Origin of the sequence: Catellatospora vulcania (assembly GCF_009720385.1) — a bacterium.
GTDB lineage: Bacteria > Actinomycetota > Actinomycetes > Mycobacteriales > Micromonosporaceae > Catellatospora > Catellatospora vulcania.
The window spans coordinates 197,960-214,707 of sequence record NZ_WARX01000020.1 but is presented as its reverse complement, the minus strand read 5'-3'; the positions used below and the strand labels follow the sequence as shown (position 1 = coordinate 214,707).

At 71.3% G+C, this 16,748-nt stretch carries 15 protein-coding genes; 8 read left to right on the top strand and 7 right to left on the bottom strand.

The window, feature by feature from the left end; all coding sequences use genetic code 11:
- The first annotated feature begins 28 nt into the window (after positions 1–28).
- The 5 genes from trpB (at position 29) to F6W97_RS34185 (ending at position 5,034) form a co-directional block, all read left to right on the top strand.
- Positions 29–1,246, top strand: coding sequence for a tryptophan synthase subunit beta (gene trpB / locus F6W97_RS34205; RefSeq protein ID WP_155374684.1), 1,218 nt, complete (start codon positions 29–31; stop codon positions 1,244–1,246).
- 79 nt (positions 1,247–1,325) lie between these two features.
- Complete coding sequence (gene trpA / locus F6W97_RS34200) at positions 1,326–2,105, top strand: tryptophan synthase subunit alpha (RefSeq protein WP_155374683.1); 780 nt, start codon at positions 1,326–1,328, stop codon at positions 2,103–2,105.
- A gap of 212 nt (positions 2,106–2,317) precedes the next feature.
- Positions 2,318–2,632 carry a hypothetical protein gene (locus tag F6W97_RS34195; RefSeq protein WP_155374682.1) on the top strand — a complete coding sequence of 105 codons (315 nt, stop codon included), beginning with the start codon at positions 2,318–2,320 and terminating at the stop codon, positions 2,630–2,632.
- Positions 2,633–2,765: 133 nt separating this feature from the next.
- Positions 2,766–3,827: a prolipoprotein diacylglyceryl transferase gene (gene lgt / locus F6W97_RS34190; RefSeq protein WP_407924636.1), complete on the top strand. Its 1,062-nt coding sequence runs from the start codon at positions 2,766–2,768 to the stop codon at positions 3,825–3,827.
- A 4-nt stretch (positions 3,828–3,831) separates the two neighbouring features.
- The gene (locus tag F6W97_RS34185) at positions 3,832–5,034 is read left to right on the top strand and encodes an FAD-dependent oxidoreductase (RefSeq protein WP_155374680.1); all 1,203 of its coding nucleotides are present in this window, start codon (positions 3,832–3,834) and stop codon (positions 5,032–5,034) included.
- A 275-nt stretch (positions 5,035–5,309) separates the two neighbouring features.
- Here F6W97_RS34185 and F6W97_RS34180 read toward each other — a convergent pair whose 3' ends face one another.
- Positions 5,310–6,164 carry a mechanosensitive ion channel family protein gene (locus F6W97_RS34180; RefSeq protein WP_196279442.1) on the bottom strand — a complete coding sequence of 285 codons (855 nt, stop codon included), beginning with the start codon at positions 6,162–6,164 and terminating at the stop codon, positions 5,310–5,312.
- A 721-nt stretch (positions 6,165–6,885) separates the two neighbouring features.
- On the opposite strand from F6W97_RS34180, the gene gltB reads away from it, so the two are divergent.
- The gene (gene gltB / locus F6W97_RS34175) at positions 6,886–11,463 is read left to right on the top strand and encodes a glutamate synthase large subunit (RefSeq protein ID WP_155374678.1); all 4,578 of its coding nucleotides are present in this window, start codon (positions 6,886–6,888) and stop codon (positions 11,461–11,463) included.
- Entirely contained in the window at positions 11,456–12,949 is a 1,494-nt protein-coding gene (locus F6W97_RS34170; protein WP_155374677.1) for a glutamate synthase subunit beta, read from the top strand. The genes gltB and F6W97_RS34170 overlap by 8 nt, the downstream gene beginning before the upstream one ends.
- A 77-nt stretch (positions 12,950–13,026) precedes the next feature.
- Here F6W97_RS34170 and F6W97_RS34165 read toward each other — a convergent pair whose 3' ends face one another.
- The 6 genes from F6W97_RS34165 to F6W97_RS34140 all read right to left on the bottom strand — a co-directional run bounded on the left by F6W97_RS34165 (position 13,027) and on the right by F6W97_RS34140 (position 15,851).
- Positions 13,027–13,569, bottom strand: a complete 543-nt coding sequence (locus tag F6W97_RS34165; protein ID WP_155374676.1) for a DUF6239 family natural product biosynthesis protein — start codon at positions 13,567–13,569, stop codon at positions 13,027–13,029.
- A gap of 394 nt (positions 13,570–13,963) precedes the next feature.
- The gene (locus tag F6W97_RS34160) at positions 13,964–14,107 is read right to left on the bottom strand and encodes a hypothetical protein (RefSeq protein WP_155374675.1); all 144 of its coding nucleotides are present in this window, start codon (positions 14,105–14,107) and stop codon (positions 13,964–13,966) included.
- An 11-nt stretch (positions 14,108–14,118) separates the two neighbouring features.
- Positions 14,119–14,457, bottom strand: a complete 339-nt coding sequence (locus tag F6W97_RS41455; RefSeq protein WP_330164998.1) for a helix-turn-helix domain-containing protein — start codon at positions 14,455–14,457, stop codon at positions 14,119–14,121.
- The gene (locus tag F6W97_RS34150; RefSeq protein ID WP_155374674.1) at positions 14,450–14,767 is read right to left on the bottom strand and encodes a hypothetical protein; all 318 of its coding nucleotides are present in this window, start codon (positions 14,765–14,767) and stop codon (positions 14,450–14,452) included. The genes F6W97_RS41455 and F6W97_RS34150 overlap by 8 nt, the downstream gene beginning before the upstream one ends.
- Positions 14,764–15,225: a hypothetical protein gene (locus tag F6W97_RS34145; RefSeq protein ID WP_155374673.1), complete on the bottom strand. Its 462-nt coding sequence runs from the start codon at positions 15,223–15,225 to the stop codon at positions 14,764–14,766. Before F6W97_RS34145 ends, F6W97_RS34150 begins: the two co-directional genes overlap by 4 nt.
- A complete protein-coding gene (locus F6W97_RS34140; RefSeq protein ID WP_407924635.1) occupies positions 15,222–15,851 on the bottom strand; it encodes a sigma-70 family RNA polymerase sigma factor in 630 nt (209 codons plus the stop codon). The genes F6W97_RS34145 and F6W97_RS34140 overlap by 4 nt, the downstream gene beginning before the upstream one ends.
- Positions 15,852–16,317: 466 nt before the next feature.
- Here F6W97_RS34140 and F6W97_RS34135 point away from each other — a divergent pair, with 466 nt between their 5' ends.
- Positions 16,318–16,740: a helix-turn-helix domain-containing protein gene (locus tag F6W97_RS34135; RefSeq protein WP_155374671.1), complete on the top strand. Its 423-nt coding sequence runs from the start codon at positions 16,318–16,320 to the stop codon at positions 16,738–16,740.
- The last annotated feature ends 8 nt before the right edge of the window (positions 16,741–16,748 follow it).

Below are 16,748 nucleotides of genomic sequence, written 5' to 3'. Positions count from 1 at the left end.
GGGGCGGCTTACGCCGAAGGAGGGGCACATGTTGCCCGACGACAGGGGCCACTTCGGCCCGTACGGCGGCCGGTTCGTCCCGGAGGCGCTGATCGCGGCGCTGGACGAGCTGGACGCGCACTACCGCAAGGCGATGGCGGACCCCGAGTTCACCGGTGAGTTCGAGCGGATGCTGCGCGATTACGCGGGCACCCCGTCCCTGCTGTACGACGCCACCCACCTGTCGGCCCACGTCGGCGGCGCGCGGATCCTGCTCAAGCGCGAGGACCTCAACCACACCGGCGCGCACAAGGTGCGCAACGTGCTCGGCCAGGCCCTGCTGACCAAGCGCATGGGCAAGGGCCGGGTCATCGCCGAGACCGGGGCCGGGCAGCACGGCGTGGCCAGCGCGACCGCCGCCGCCTACCTGGACCTCGAGTGCGTGGTCTACATGGGCGAGGTCGACACCAAGCGGCAGGCACTCAACGTGGCCCGGATGAAGATGCTCGGGGCCACGGTCATCCCGGTGACCACCGGCTCGCGCACCCTCAAGGACGCCATCAACGAGGCGCTGCGCGACTGGGTCACCAACGTCGACGACACCCACTACCTGCTCGGCACCGCGGCGGGCCCGCACCCGTTCCCGGCGATGGTGCGCGACTTCGTGCGGGGCATCGGCGTCGAGGCGCGGGCGCAGTGCCTGGCGCTGACCGGCACGCTGCCCGACGCGGTCGCGGCCTGCGTGGGCGGCGGATCCAACGCGATCGGCATCTTCCACGCCTTCGTGCCCGACGCCGATGTGCGGCTCTACGGCTTCGAGGCGGGCGGCGACGGGATCGAGACCGGCAAGCACGCGGCCAGCATCACCGGCGGCAGCCACGGCGTGCTGCACGGCTCCCGGTCGTACCTGCTGCAGGACGACGACGGCCAGACCATCGAGTCGCACTCGATCTCGGCCGGGCTGGACTACCCGTCCGTCGGCCCCGAGCACGCCTGGCTGCACGACCAGGGCCGGGCCCGCTACCAGCCGGTCACCGACGCCGAGGCGATGGACGCGTTCGCGCTGCTGTGCCGCACCGAGGGCATCATCCCGGCGATCGAGAGCGCGCACGCGCTGGCCGGCGCGCTGCGGGTGATCCCGGCGCTGCGCGAGGAGCTGGGGCACGAGCCGACGGTCATCGTGAACCTGTCCGGCCGCGGCGACAAGGACATGCACACCGCGGGCGAGTACTTCGGCCTGTTCGACAGCGGGGAAGTGATCGGGTGAGCGCGAACAGCGTGTCCGGCTCGACCTCCGGCCGAGGTGAGCGCAGCGAGCCCCGCAGTCGCGAAGGAAAGGTGGCTCAGTGAGCGTCAGCGTCGCTTTCGAGAAGGCGCGGGCCGAGGGGCGGGCCGCGCTGGTCGGCTACCTGCCCGCCGGGTTCCCGTCGGTGGCCGAGGGCATCGCCGCGGTCAAGGCCATGATCGAATCCGGGGTCGACCTGGTGGAGATCGGCCTGCCGTACTCCGACCCGGTCATGGACGGTCCGGTCATCCAGCGCGCCACCGAGCAGGCGCTCGCGGGCGGTGTGCGCACCCGCGACGTGCTGCACACGGTCGAGGCCGTCTCCGGCGCGGGCGTCCCAGTGCTGATCATGAGCTACTGGAACCCGATCGAGAAGTACGGCGTCGACGCGTTCGCCCGGGACCTCGCCGCGGCCGGCGGGGCCGGTCTGATCACCCCGGACCTGATCCCGGACGAGGCGCAGGAGTGGCTGGCCGCCTCCGACGCGCACAAGCTGGACCGGATCTTCCTGGTCTCGCCGTCGTCGACGGACGAGCGCATCGCGATGACCGTGGCGCACTGCCGCGGCTTCGTGTACGCCACCGCGGTCATGGGCGTCACCGGCGCCCGCGACAGCACCTCCAGCGCCGCCCCGACCCTGGTCTCCCGGGTGAAGGCCGCCGCGGGCAGCCTGCCCGTCGGCGTCGGCCTCGGCGTCCGCAGCGGCGCCCAGGCAGCCGAGGTGGGCGCCTACGCCGACGGCGTCATCGTCGGCAGCGCCCTGGTCTCCGCCCTGGCCGACGGCGGCCTCCCCGCCCTGCGCACCCTCACCCAGGACCTCCGCTCCGGCCTCACCCCCTAAACCGCGTTGATCATGAACTTATGGCACGGCTCGGCGGCGAGTCGCGGCCACAAGTTCATGATCGATGTTGCGGGCGTGTGCTTTGCTCACCCGGTGATCCCACGCGCGGACGGACCCAGCGGCTTTCAGTAGCTGCCAGGAACACCTGGCGGCTGCCTGAAGGAGCCGCTTTGTCTCGTTCTGTTCGACATCTCTCCGCGAATCACCAGTCCATGCTGCCGCCCACCTCGCGGCCGCTGCGCGTGGCGGAGCTGTACGACCTGCGGTACAGCCATGCCTGCCTGCGCGACGCCCGCCGGGAGGGCCGCCGCCCGCGCCCGCAGCGGCTGCGCCACCGTGTGGAGGTCCACCGCTGGGCCCGCTGGCGGCCCGGTGACGACGACGCCGCCCGCTTCGCCGCCCGAGCCGAGCGCGAGGCCCGCCAGCGCCTGCGCAAGGCCCTCCGTGCCGCCGTACGCGACCCGCACGACCCCGATCTCGACGTGCTCCCGTACCACCACCGTCACGGGGCTCAGTGGCTGGTCTGACCCGCAATTCGGTTGATCATGAAGTTGTGGACGCGACACACCGTCGAACCCGCCCATAAGTTCATGATCAGCCAAAATGAGAGGACGGGCGGGGGTGTGGAGTTGGGGGGTGGGGGCGGTAGTGTTCTGGCCCGTGAACCTCGCCTCCATCCCGTCCCCGTCCACGGCGGTCTGGCAACTCGGACCAGTGCCGCTGCGGGCGTACGCGCTGTGCATCATCGCGGGCATCGTGCTCGCCTGCTTCGTCACCGACCGGCGGATGCGCAGCCGGGGAGCCCCGCCGTGGGCCGTGCTCGACATCGCCGTCTGGGCGGTGCCGTTCGGCATCGTCGGCGCCCGGATCTACCACGTGCTCACCTCGCCCGACGCGTACTTCGGGCAGGGCGGCGACCTGGTCAAGGCGCTCTACATCTGGGAGGGCGGCCTCGGCATCTGGGGCGGCGTCGCGGGTGGGGCCGTCGGCGCCTGGCTGGCCTGCCGCCAGCTCGGCATGTCGTTCAGCTTCGTGGCCGACACCATCGCGGTCGGGCTGCCGCTGGCGCAGGCCGTGGGCCGGCTCGGCAACTGGTTCAACAACGAGCTGTACGGCGGCAAGACCGACCTGCCGTGGGGCCTGCAGGTGCACGTCATGTCCGACACCCAGCCCGGCCAGGCCATGCTCGGCCCGGACGGCGAGCCGGAGCTGCGCGAGGGCCTCTACCACCCGACGTTCCTCTACGAACTGGTCTGGAACCTCGGCGTCGCGGGTGTCGTGTACGCGCTGGACAAGCGCTTCAAGTTCGGCCGCGGCCGCGCCTTCGCGCTCTACGTGATGCTGTACACGCTGGGCCGCGGCTGGATCGAGGCGATGCGCACCGACACCGCCACCATGATCGGCGGCATGCGCCTCAACGTGTGGACCTCGATCATCGTCTTCCTGGGTGCGGCGGCGTTCTTCTTCCTCCGCAAGGGCCCGCAGGAGTTCCTGATCCCCAACATCGACGCCGACGGCGAGCCCGTCAAGGGCTTCACCAGCGTCACCGAGGCGCAGTACCAGGCCTTCCTGGCCGACGGCACCCGCCCGGCCGCGACCGGCGACGGTGACGCAGCCGGAGACGCGGACGACACGCCACGCGCAGTGTCGGACGAGTTCGACGACCCCTCCGACGAGGGATCGGACCTGTCCGCGCAGAAGACCTCCTCGACGAAGGACTGAGGCGATGCGCAGCGCGGTGGTGGTCGGTGCGGGCGTCGGCGGCCTCGCCACGGCGGGGGCGCTCGCGCGCACCGGCTGGCAGGTCACCCTGCTGGAGCGGGCGGACCGGCTGCGTGCCGACCCCGCCGCGCTGCTGCTGTGGCCCAACGCCGTCGCCGCGCTGCGCTCGCTGGGACTCGGGGCCGGCCTGGCCGCCATCGGGACCAAGGTGCCGATGGGCGGCCTGCGCCGCGCCGACGGCCAGTGGCTGGCCCAGCCCTCACCGACCGCGGCGCTGGCCGCGCCGGTCGTGGTGCACGCCGAGGACCTGCACGACACGTTCATCGCCGGGCTCGGCGACCACATCGAGATCCGTACCGGGATCACGGTGCGCAGCATGCACGCGCGGGCCGGTGACCGGCCCGCGGTCGGCGACGGCCGGCACACCTGGGAAGCCGACGTCATCATCGCCGCCGACGGGGCCGACAGCACGCTGCGGGCCCGGCTCGCGCCGCAGTCGATCGCGGTCAGCTCCGGCTACGCCGCCTGGCGCGCGGTCATCCCCTGGTATCGCGCCCCGAAGCTGCCCGAGGACCTGGTCTTGGCCGGGGAGACGCTGAGCGGCGGCTACCGCTTCCTGGCCGCCTCGCTCGGCGACCGGGGCAGCTCCGGCGCGTCCAGCCGGGGCGGCATCTACTGGACTGCCACCGTCGCGGGGGCGGCCCGGCCGGAGTCGAAGGCGACCCAGCTGACGCTGCTCAAGCGCTGGTTCGCGGGCTGGCACGCGCCGATCGCGGACCTGCTGGCCGCCACCGAGCCCGACGACCTGGTGCAGCAGGACGGCCGTCAGTTGCGCCCGCTGCCCAACGAGCTGGCCTTCCCGGTCGGCACCGGCGGGTTCGCGCTGGTCGGCGACGCCGCCCACGCCATGCCGCACCACCTCGCCCAGGGCGCCGGGCTGGCCCTGGAGGACGCGGCCACGCTGCGCTCCCTGCTGCTGCCCGCGATCCCCGGACCGGCCTGCAACGCCGCGCTCGCCGCGTACTCGGCCGCCCGCCGCGCCCGTGCCGCCCAGGTGGTCCGCCAGACCCAGCGCGTCGGCGCGGTGCTCGCCCCGCGCGGCAACCTCGTCACCCGCGCCCGCGACCGCGCCTTCGGCGCGCTGGCCCCCCGTGTACTCGACCGCGCCGCCACCGTCGCCGCCGACTGGCAACCCCCCGCCGCCTGACCACCTGGCCCGCCGCGCCCCGCCGCGGCCCCCGCGTCCGTTGATCATGAACTTATGGCACGGCTCAGCGGCGTGTCCCGTCCACAACTTCATGATCACTTGCCGCTTGCCGCTTGCCGCTTGCCGCTTGCCGCTTGCCGCCTGCCCTGCCGCCCGGCCGGTAGTCGGTAGTCGGTAGTCGGTAGTCGGTAGTCGGTAACGATCATGAGGTTATGTCAGCGACACGCCGCTGAACCGTGCCATAAGTTCATGATCAGCGCGGCAGGGAGGGCGGGTCAGAGTTCGGGGCCGGACTTCATGTCGTTGCGGAGGGCGGAGGCCTTCTCGGTGAGTTTGTCGGCGGATTCCTTGGCCGACGGCTTGCGGTCGGCGGGCTTCTCGCCGGGGTACTTGGCCTGGACCATGGTGTCGCCGCGGTCCTTGGTGAGGCCGGCGTCCACAGCGGCGCGCTGTTCGGCGGCGCGGGTCTTGAGGTGGTCGGTGACCCGGGTGCCCTCCTCCTCGAACTTGTTCAGCGCGCGCTCCCACCGCTGCCGCATGGGGCCGATCAGGCCGCCGCCGACGCCGACGATGAGGATGCCCGCGATGGTGCCGAGGACGGCGATCAGCACCGGCATGGTGATGGTGGTGGCGACGCCGATCTGGTTGAGGGCGGCGATCACGCCGAACGCGATGATCGCGACCTGGGCGATGCGGCCGACGGCGCGGCCGTACGAGAAGTGCGACAGCGCATTGGTGATCACGTCGAACACGGCGTTGGCGATGGCCACCGCGACCACCAGGATCACGCAGGCCACGATGAGCCGCGGCAGCCAGCTGATCACGGTGTCGATCAGGTTGCTGATCGGGTTGGGGCCGAACACGCTGAACGCGAGCTGGAACGTGAACAGCAGCAGCGCGTAGTAGACGAGCTTGCCCACCAGCCCGCTGGGTGTGTAGCGGCCGGTCCACCGGTCCATGCCGGTGCGCTGGGCCAGGTGGTTGAACCTGGCTTTGGCCAGGCCCTTGTCGACGAGGTTGCCGATCACCTTGGCGATGATCCAGCCGATGATCAGGATGGCGGCGCAGGCGAGCACCTTTAGGCCGATGTACGCCAGCGCGCTGAACAGGACCTGCAGGGTCGGATTCACGGTCGTCCACCTTCCGCCGGTGCGGTGCCGGCCGATGCTCGCCCCGTCGGTCGGCGGAGGAGGGCCGAACCCCGCGTGAGCGGCCCGCTGAAGCGGACCTTCCAGCCGCAGACTAAGCCCGATAAGGGCGCTCATCAGCCGAAATGTCGAATCGCTCGGGCCGGGCCGCCCGGTCGAACGGCGGGCGTCGATGGCGGCCGTGATCGGCGTCGATGTCCTGGTGTGGCGGGCGGGGGAGCCGGGTCGATCCGGCGGCGCGGCGTTAACGTAGGCGACGCGCCCGACACGCGCGGGAAACGTGCTCGCCACGGGCGTGAAGGCGGGCCGGGCAGGACTCCTGTGACATTCGCGCGTACTTAGTAACTGGGAAGTAGCTTCTCATCATGTGGACGTGTGATCAATCTGTGTCTGGTGGACACCCAGGGCGTTTAACGTAGACTCAACACTCACAGACTCGTCCCCATACTCGTGCGACCGCGCGAGGGAGTCCGTGTACCGATGAACCTGCGGGTTCACTCAGGGCCGACGTCGTCCCGCTCGGATAGGCACCGCTAACGAACCCGGCATAGCCCCCGCGCCATCGCAGTCGCAGGCATCCCAGCCCGTTCGTGGCCGATACCGATGTTCATTCCCCGTGACGACAGGAGGCCCGGTGGCATCGCCGTACCCGCACCCCCTGCAGCCTGGTGATTCGGCCGCTCCGGCCGCGATGCAGCCTGGTATGGCGGCCCTCGCGGCCGCGACCCGCACCGGCACCTCAGCCGCACCCGCCGCGGTCGGCCTCTACGACCCGGCCTTCGAGCACGACTCGTGCGGCGTGGCCTTCGTGGCCGACGTGCACGGCCGGCGCAGCCATTCCGTGGTGGCCCGCGGCCTGTCCGCGCTGTGCCGCCTGGACCACCGCGGCGCGCGTGGCGCCGAGACCACGACCGGTGACGGCGCGGGCATCCTGCTGCAGGTGCCGGACGCGTTCCTGCGCGAGGTGGTCGACTTTCCGCTGCCGCCCGCGGGCCAGTACGCGACGGGTCTGGTCTTCCTGCCGGTCAACGGCGCCGACGAGGCCCGCGCGCTGACCGTGCTGGAGAAGTACGCCCTGGTGGAGGGCGCGCAGATCCTCGGCTGGCGCGACGTGCCGGTGGAGGCCGAAGGCCTCGGTGCGACCGCCGACAATGCCCGCCCGCGCATCCGGCAGGTGTTCCTGTCCGCGCACAGCATCGCCGCCCACCGCTACGGCGAGCCGCTTTCCGGCCTGGAGCTGGAGCGGGTGGCGTACTGCGTGCGCAAGCAGACCGAGCGGGAGACCCGCGAGCGCGGCGTGCCGCTGTACTTCCCGTCGCTGTCCGGCCGGACGATCACCTACAAGGGCATGCTCACGCCCGACCAGCTGGCGTCGTTCTTCCCGGACCTGTCCGACGAGCGCGTGGTCAGCGCGATCGCCCTGGTGCACTCGCGGTTCTCCACGAACACCTTCCCGAGCTGGCCGCTGGCCCACCCGTACCGCTTCATCGCGCACAACGGCGAGATCAACACGATCCGCGGCAACAAGAACTGGATGCAGGCCCGCGAGGCGCTGCTGTCCAGCCCGCTGCTGCCGGGCAACCTGCGCCGGCTGTTCCCGATCTGCACGCCGGAGGCGTCGGACTCGGCGAACTTCGACGAGGTGCTGGAGCTGCTGCACCTCACCGGGCGCAGCCTGCCGCACGCGGTGCTGATGATGATCCCCGAGGCGTGGGAGAACGACCCGGTGATGGACCCCGCGAAGCGGGCGTTCTACCAGTTCCACGCCAGCCTCATGGAGCCGTGGGACGGCCCGGCCAGCGTCGCCTTCACCGACGGCACGGTCGTCGGCGCGGTGCTGGACCGCAACGGCCTGCGCCCCGGGCGCTGGTGGCGTACCGAGGACGGACTGGTCGTGCTGGGCAGCGAGGCGGGCATGATCGACCTCGACCCGGCGACCGTGGTGGCCAAGGGCCGGCTGGAGCCGGGCCGGATGTTCCTGGTCGACACCGAGCAGGGCCGGGTCATCTCCGACGAGGAGCTCAAGAGCGACCTCGCCGCGGCGGAGCCGTACACCGACTGGCTGCACGGCGGGCTGATGCACCTGGAGGGCCTGCCCGAGCGCGAGCACATCGTCTACACCCACGACTCGGTGCAGCGCCGCCAGCAGACCTTCGGCTACTCCGAGGAGGAGCTGAAGATCCTGCTCGCGCCGATGGCGCGGGCCGGGGCGGAGCCGCTGGGCTCGATGGGCACCGACACCCCGATCTCGCCGCTGTCGACCCGGCCGCGGCTGCTCTACGACTACTTCCACCAGATCTTCGCGCAGGTCACCAACCCGCCGCTGGACGCGATCCGGGAGGAGATGGTCACCAGCCTGGCGTCGACCATCGGCCCGGAGGGCAACCTGCTGGACCCGGGCCCGACGAGCTGCCGGCAGATCGTGCTGCCGCACCCGATCATCGACAACGACGAGCTGGCCAAGATCCTCTCCATCGACGAGGACGGCAACCTGCCCGGGTTCAAGGCGGTGCGGGTCTCCGGCCTGTACCCGCTGCGCGACGGCGCGACCGGCCTGCGGGCCCGGCTGACCGAGATCTGCCGGCACGTGTCCGAGGCGATCGAGGACGGCGTCCGCATCCTGGTGCTGTCGGACCGCGACTCCACCGCCGACCTGGCCCCGATCCCGTCGCTGCTGCTCACCGCGGCGGTGCACCAGCACCTGGTGCGGGAGCAGACGCGCACCCAGGTCGCGCTGATCGTCGAGTCCGGCGACTGCCGCGAGGTGCACCACGCCGCCGTGCTGGTCGGCTACGGCGCCGCGGCGATCAACCCGTACCTGGCCTTCGAGAGCGTCGAGGACCTGATCACCACGGGCATCCTGCCGAACATCGCGCCCGAGAAGGCCGTGCGCAACGTCGTCAAGGCGCTGGGCAAGGGCATCCAGAAGATCATGTCGAAGATGGGCATCTCGACGGTGTCGTCGTACTGCGGCGCGCAGGTGTTCGAGGCGGTCGGCCTGTCGTCGGAGCTGGTGGAGCGCTACTTCACCGGCACGCCCAGCCGCATCCAGGGCATCGGCCTGGCCGAGATCCACGCCGAGGTCGCGGCCCGGCACGCGGTGGCGTACCCGACCAACCCGGCCGAGCAGTCGCACCGGCGCCTCGAAGTCGGCGGCGAGTACCAGTGGCGCCGCGAGGGCGAGGTGCACCTGTTCAACCCGGAGACGGTGTTCCTGCTCCAGCACGCCACCCGGTCCGGCCAGTACGACGTGTTCAAGCGTTACACCGAGAAGGTCGACGGGCTGGCCGCGCAGGCCGGTTCGCTGCGAGGGCTGTTCCGGTTCGCCGACACGACGCCGATCCCGATCGAGGAGGTCGAATCGGCGGCGGAGATCGTCAAGCGGTTCGCCACCGGCGCGATGTCGTACGGCTCCATCTCGGCCGAGGCGCACGAGACCCTCGCCATCGCGATGAACCGGATCGGCGGCAAGTCGAACACCGGTGAGGGCGGCGAGGACGTCGACCGGCTCTACGACCCGGCCCGGCGCTCGGCGGTCAAGCAGGTGGCCTCCGGCCGCTTCGGCGTGACCACCGAATACCTCGTGCACGCCGACGACATCCAGATCAAGATGGCGCAGGGCGCGAAGCCCGGCGAGGGCGGCCAGCTGCCCGGCAACAAGGTGTGGCCGTGGATCGCCAAGACCCGGCACGCCACGCCGGGCGTCGGCCTGATCTCGCCGCCGCCGCACCACGACATCTACTCGATCGAGGACCTGGCGCAGCTGGTGTTCGACGTCAAGTGCGTCAACCCGGGGGCTCGGGTGCACGTCAAGCTGGTCAGCGAAGTCGGCGTCGGCACGGTCGCGGCCGGTGTGGCCAAGCTGAAGGCCGACGTCATCCTGATCTCCGGCCACGACGGCGGCACCGGGGCGTCCCCGCTGAACTCGCTCAAGCACGCGGGCACGCCGTGGGAGCTGGGCCTGGCCGAGACGCAGCAGACGCTGCTGCTCAACGGGCTGCGCGACCGGGTCACCGTGCAGGTCGACGGCCAGCTCAAGACCGGCCGCGACGTGATCGTGGCGGCGCTGCTGGGCGCGGAGGAGTTCGGCTTCGCCACCGCCCCGCTCATCGTCGAGGGCTGCGTCATGATGCGGGTGTGCCACCTGGACACCTGCCCGGTCGGCATCGCCACCCAGAACCCGGTGCTGCGCGAGCGCTTCACCGGCAAGCCGGAGTTCGTGGAGAACTTCTTCTGGTTCCTCGCCGAGCAGGTGCGCGAGCAGCTGGCGGCGCTGGGCCTGCGCAGCATCGACGAGGCCGTGGGCCGCGCCGACCTGCTCGACCTGGCGCCGGCGACCGAGCACTGGAAGGCGCACGGGCTGGACCTGTCGCCGGTGCTCACCGTGCCGAGCTCGCCGTACGGCGACGCGCCGCGCAAGGTGCGCGACCAGGACCACGGTCTGGAGAAGTCGCTGGACAACACGCTGCTGCGGCACGCGGAGCCGGCGCTGCTGACCGGCACGCCGGTGCGCTTCGACGTCGCGGTGCGCAACGAGCACCGCAGCGTGGGCGCGATGCTGGGCGGTGAGGTCGTGCGGCGCGCGGGCGGGGCGGGCCTGCCCGACGGCACCATCGACGTGACCCTGCACGGCACGGCCGGGCAGTCGTTCGGCGCGTTCGTGCCGCGCGGCGTGACGCTGCGGCTGCTGGGCGACGCGAACGACTACGCGGGCAAGGGCCTGTCCGGCGGGCGGCTGATCGTGCGCCCCGACGCGCGCAGCCAGTTCGCCGCCGAGGACCAGATCATCGCCGGCAACACCCTGCTGTACGGGGCGACCTCCGGTGAGATCTACCTGCGCGGCCGGGTCGGCCAGCGCTTCGCGGTGCGCAACTCGGGTGCGACCGCGGTGGTCGAGGGCGTGGGCGACCACGGCTGCGAGTACATGACCGGCGGCACCGTGGTGGTGCTCGGCCCGACCGGGCGCAACTTCGCCGCGGGCATGTCCGGCGGCGCGGCGTTCGTGCTCGACCTGGACCCGCTGCTGGTCAACCGGGAGCTGGTCGACCTCGGCCCGGTCGGCGAGGTCGAGGCGGAGGGCCTGCTCGAGATCGTCGAGCGGCACTTCCAGGAGACGGGGTCGGCGGTGGCGGAGAAGCTGCTGGCCGACTGGGCGGGCAGCGTGGAACGCTTCACCGCCGTGATCCCGCGCGACTACAAGCGCGTGATCGAAGCCATGCGGGCCGCCGAGGCTGCCGGCCGCGACATCGACGCCGCGGTCATGGAGGTGGCACGTGCCTGACCCCAATGGTTTCCTGCGTTTCGGCCGGCGGATGCCGGCCCGCCGGCCGGTGCCGGTGCGCATCATGGACTGGCGCGAGGTGTACCCCTCCGCCGACGACGAGCTGATCCGCGAGCAGGCGGGCCGCTGCATGGACTGCGGCATCCCGTTCTGCCACGAGGGCTGCCCGCTGGGCAACCGGATCCCGGACTGGAACGACCTGGTCCGCACCGGCAACTGGAACGCCGCGATCCAGTCGCTGCACAGCACGAACAACTTCCCGGAGTTCACCGGGCGGCTGTGCCCGGCGCCGTGCGAGGCGTCGTGCGTGCTCGCCATCGGCGACACCGCGGCATCGGGCGCGTCCGGCGGCGCGGTCACGATCAAGCAGGTCGAGGTCGAGATCATCAACCGGGCGTACGAGAACGGCCGGGTCCGCCCGCAGCCGGCCGTCGCCCCGTCGGGCCGGACGGTGGCCGTGGTCGGGTCCGGCCCGGCCGGTCTGGCCGCGGCACAGCAGCTGGCGCGGGCCGGTCACGCGGTCACCGTGTACGAGCGCGACGACGCCATCGGCGGCCTGCTGCGCTACGGCATCCCGGACTTCAAGCTGGAGAAGCAGCACATCGACGCCCGCGTCGAGCAGTTGCTGGCCGAGGGCGTCGCCTTCCGCACCGGCGTGAACGTCGGCGTGGACGTCTCGGCGGCGCAGCTGCGTGCCGAGCACGACGCGGTGCTGCTGGCCACCGGCGCGCTGGCCGGACGGCAGACCGACACCCCGGGGGCCGAGCTGGCCGGCATCCACCTGGCGATGCCGCACCTGACCCAGGCCAACGTGGCCGTGGCGGGCGGCCCGCAGCCGACGATCACGGCGGCGGGCAAGCACGTCGTCATCATCGGCGGCGGCGACACCGGCGCGGACTGCCTGGGCGTGGCCCACCGGCAGGGCGCGGCGTCGGTGACGCAGCTCGACCGCTACCCGCAGCCCCCGGACGCCCGTGACGAGCAGCGCGACCCGTGGCCGACCTGGCCGTGGGTGCTGCGCAACTACGCGGCGCACGAGGAGGGCGGCGACCGGGTCTTCTCCGTCGCCGTGCAGCGCTTCGCGGGCGACGAGCAGGGCAACGTCCGGGGGATCGTGCTGGTCGACGTGATCGTCGAGCGGGTGAACGGCCGTGGTGTGGTGACCGAGGTCGCCGGCACCGAGCGGGAGATCCCGGCCGACCTGGTGCTGCTGGCCATCGGTTTCGAGGGCACCGACGCGACGGAGGCTCTCGAACAGCTCGGCCTGGCCCGCAGCGCGCGGGGCACCGTCGAGTGCGGACCGGACTGGCAGACCACGGCTGACGGCGTGTTCGTGGCCGGTGACGCGCACAAGGGCGCTTCGCTGATCGTGTGGGCGATCGCGGAGGGGCGTAGCGCGGCGGCGGCGATCCACCGGTACCTCGGTGGGGAGGGGAGCCTGCCGGCTCCCGTCGAGCCCTCCTCGCGCCCCCTCATCCCCGCCTGACAGACAAAGGAAGGGCGCCTTCCACATCGGATTCCGATGTGGAAGGCGCCCTTCCTTTCGCTTGCGGCCGGGTGGCCTCAGCGGCTGGCGGGTCCGCGACTCTTCGGGTCGCCCCGGCGCACCGGCAGGACCGTGACATTGTCGGCCTGCATCCGGGTCACGACCTCGAACAGCTCCTCCTGGTCCTCGCGCAGCAGCTCCACCATCGCGCTGAGCTTGCCGAGGTCCTCGCGCACGTGCAGCTGCGGAGTCTCACCGCTGACGGCCCGTCCGGCCGCCTCCTCCAGGGTCTTGCCGTACTGGGCGAGCTGCTGGACGATGTCGCTCAGCGCCGTGATCACGATGCGCATGTGCTCGCCGCGCTGGTGGTCACGGGCCAGCTGCCGGGTCTCCGCCTCGTGCAACTTGTTCACGAGATGCTGGTTGGACAGCGCCACCGCGCCGGCGAGCATGAGCACCACACCGATCGCCGTCGCGGCTATCACCCTGGCCAGCACGCTGGTCTCGCGACTCACTCCCTGGCCGGCCGGCCAGACGACGAGATACGCCGCCAGGACCAGGACCAGGGAGAGGCCGACAATCGACAGCCAGAAAGCCCCGCTCTTGACTTTGACAATCACCTGTCTTCCCTTCCGGGACCGCCGGGCGTCCGGGCGCACGCGCCGAATGAACGAACACTCAGCGTGCCTCCAGTGACGCCGATGCGCTAGTAACACAGAGCGAATTCACTTACGACGCCGAATTGTGGACTGCAGGTCAGCCCGCCATCATCCGGACGTATCGGTTCCGGGCGCTGAGGACATCACCGATTCAAAGAAGACGCATGTTGCAATTCGCACGTGCACGGTACGTCTAAAAATGCGGATATCACAACGTATGAACGGATGATCCGTGCGTCACCGTGAGTGACTGCGTGAGCGGACATCGATGCACATTAACGAGGTGTTACATCGAATCGGGCAGTTGCCTTCAAAAATAGACTACGCAGGGTAGTTCTCGATCACTGTGTGTTGATCAATGAACCAGGGCGAGCATGGTCGTGAACACTCCGAACGAGACGAACACGCCCAATCCGAAGATCACGCCCTCGGCGAACAGCAGCAGCATTCCCAGCAACCGCGTGTGGCCGTGCCTGCGGCGATAGAGCAACGTTGCCATGACCCACTCCTTCAGCGTGGCACCCAGCCGTGCTTGACCAGCAGAGCGGCGACGTCCTCGCGCAGATACCGGCGGTGCCCGCCGGCGGTGCGGGTGACACGCAGCAGGCCGCGGTCGGCCCAGCGCTTGACGGTCTTGCGGTCCACCGGCAGCAGTGCCAGCACCTCGGCCGGGGTCATCATGTCGCGGCGGCCGACGCGCACGCCGGCCCCGTCGCGCAGCCCCGCGGCGTAGACGGCGGCCAGCGTCGTCACCAGCCGCGGGGTCAGCTCGTCGCCGTCGTACGCGCGCACCGCCACCTCGCGCACGTGTGCGGGCAGGCGGGGGACGGGCGTGGGGGCTTCAGACACCGGCGTGCTCCCTCGTGTCGGGCCTGTCGCCGGTGGACGGTCCCCGGTGTTCGGCCGTCCAGACCGGCCACCGGGCGTCCCCGCTGGGAAGGAGGTCGCGCACCGCGGCCAGCTCGGCGTGCAGCGCCACCGCCTCACCGCGGTAGCGGTCACGCTCCCGGCAGGCCCGCCGCGCGAGTTCCTCGGCCCGCCGGGCGAGCACGGCCTCGGCGACCAGCGCCGAGCGCAGCGCGCTGACCTCCACCCCGGCCCGCATGGCCTCCCGGTCGCACAGCCGGGCCAGCCACCGCCACCACGCACGTTGTTTCACAGGTACGCCTGCCGGGTCGACGGGACCTGCGGGTACGCCCCGGTCGCGGTGTGCCTGCCGTGGTAGTCCACGGCCGGATAGGGCGGCACCACCTCGATGTACGCGGTGGTCTCGGGGTCGGCCTCCGGCCGGCGTACCGGTGAGGCCTGCCCGACCGCGGTCGGCTGGGGTGCAGGGACCGGGTCGCCGGCCGGGCCGGTGGGTCGCCACCGGGATCCCCCCGGTCGGCTCCGGTTCAGGGCGCGGCGCCAGAAGCCCACCACCGCGCGCCGACGCGCGGTCTGCGGGCTCTCGTCGGCGCCCCACCACTGCTCGTCGGCGTCGTCGACCCGGTCCAGGATCAACTTCGCCTCCTCGACCAGGGTCAGCCGGTCGCGCATCAGGAACAGCGTGGCGGAGAAGCTCACCGCGGCCACCGCCGCCGTGTAGAGGGAGAGGAACGAGGTCGAAACCGTCATGACCTGCCCTCCGCGAATCCGTCGGGCAGCAGGCGGCCGAGCATCCGCACCGCGCGGCACTGCAGGGCCTTGACCGCGCCCTCGCTCTTGCCCATCGACTGGGCGGTCTCCGCGGTGGACAGTCCCACGAGGAACCGCAGCGCGATGCAGCGCTGCTGGGACGGGTTGAGCTTCTTGACCGCCGCGAGCAGCGCGAGGTTGTTCACGTGGTCCATGGCGACCCGGTCCGGAGCGCCGTCGAGGCTGAACTCCTCCTGGTCGAAGTCGAGGACCTCGCCGCTGATCTCGAAGCGGTAGCGGCCGGACTTGTAGTAGTCGGCCACGATGTGGCGTGCGATGGTGATCAGCCAGGCCGCGAAGTCGCGGCCCTGCCAGCGCACACTGCCGATGCGCTTGAGGGCGCGCAGGAAGGTGTCGGACGTCAGGTCCTCGGCGGTGGGGCTGTGCCGGACCCGGAAGTAGATGAATCGGAAGACCGCGGGGGCGTACTGCGCGTAGATCTTCCCGAACGCCTCGGTGTCGCCCTGCTGCGCTCGTTCGACCAGGTTCCATACGTACGACTGCTCCTCGGGCACCGACCCGGTGTAGGCGGTGCGGGCTTCCGGCGTGACGACGGTCGGGCTCATCCGTGCGACACCCGGCCCTTGCATGTCATGAGCACGTAGGTGGCTCCTCTTCTGCGGGGGGATTCCTCGATCGAGGGCCCGCCGGACCGGGGTTCACGATCCGGCGGGCCCGGGTGTGGCCGCCCAGTGCCTTGGACGGCCACACCGCGAGGGGGGAGCAGCGGCGTGCCGCTGCGGCGCCTGCCGGCCGACCCCGAGACGGTGACGTGGTCCGGGCGCGGACCACGTTGTTTGCGGGCGACGCACCGTCATCTGGATCTGTCGTTCTGGCGCTGGAGGTCACGGTAACCGTCGTCCATGCACGACGCAAGTAACGACGTTTGGAAACGACCATTTCCCTCTAACGGGTGACCGTCGACCGGCTCATCACGCTTCCCACGTCGAGGCCATTACCCATAGATGCGTCGCTTGTTAACGACGTGTGGTTGATGGCAGCGTTTCGAACGTCCCCGGTAGCCTGTTAGGTATGGGCGACGTATCAGCGGCAGCGGGGGACAGAGCGCAGCCGGACACCGAGTGGGGTCGGTATCTGCGCCGCATGACCCGCCGTCCGGGCTGGTCCGTCGCGAAACTCGCCCGCGACTCGGGCATCGCCCGGCAGACGATCTTCGACTGGATCCGGGACGGCGGCGAGTCGGTGACCGTCGGCTCGGTGCGCCGCGTCGCCGAGGCGCTCGGCGACGACGTGGTCAACGCCCTGACCGCGGCCGCCAACGTGAAAACCCACGAATCCGACGAGGAGATGACGCCGATCCTGCAGTCCGACCTCGACCCGCAGGCCAAGGCCGAACTCATGGAGTACGTCACCGGGCTGCGCGAGGCCCAGCGCCACGCGCGCCGCACCGAGATCAGCGCCATGCTCAACCGGCCCCGCCGAGCGGCCGCGTGAGCTGCCCG

Bases quoted from the DNA above. Each gene is read 5' to 3' on its own strand.
- F6W97_RS34140 (WP_407924635.1), bottom strand. From the start codon at position 15,851: ATGAGCCCGACCGTCGTCACGCCGGAAGCCCGCACCGCCTACACCGGG.
- trpB (WP_155374684.1), top strand. From the start codon at position 29: ATGTTGCCCGACGACAGGGGCCACTTCGGCCCGTACGGCGGCCGGTTC.
- F6W97_RS34135 (WP_155374671.1), top strand. From the start codon at position 16,318: ATGGGCGACGTATCAGCGGCAGCGGGGGACAGAGCGCAGCCGGACACC.
- F6W97_RS34160 (WP_155374675.1), bottom strand. From the start codon at position 14,107: ATGGCAACGTTGCTCTATCGCCGCAGGCACGGCCACACGCGGTTGCTG.
- F6W97_RS34185 (WP_155374680.1), top strand. From the start codon at position 3,832: ATGCGCAGCGCGGTGGTGGTCGGTGCGGGCGTCGGCGGCCTCGCCACG.
- F6W97_RS34145 (WP_155374673.1), bottom strand. From the start codon at position 15,225: ATGACGGTTTCGACCTCGTTCCTCTCCCTCTACACGGCGGCGGTGGCC.
- gltB (WP_155374678.1), top strand. From the start codon at position 6,886: ATGGCGGCCCTCGCGGCCGCGACCCGCACCGGCACCTCAGCCGCACCC.
- F6W97_RS34195 (WP_155374682.1), top strand. From the start codon at position 2,318: ATGCTGCCGCCCACCTCGCGGCCGCTGCGCGTGGCGGAGCTGTACGAC.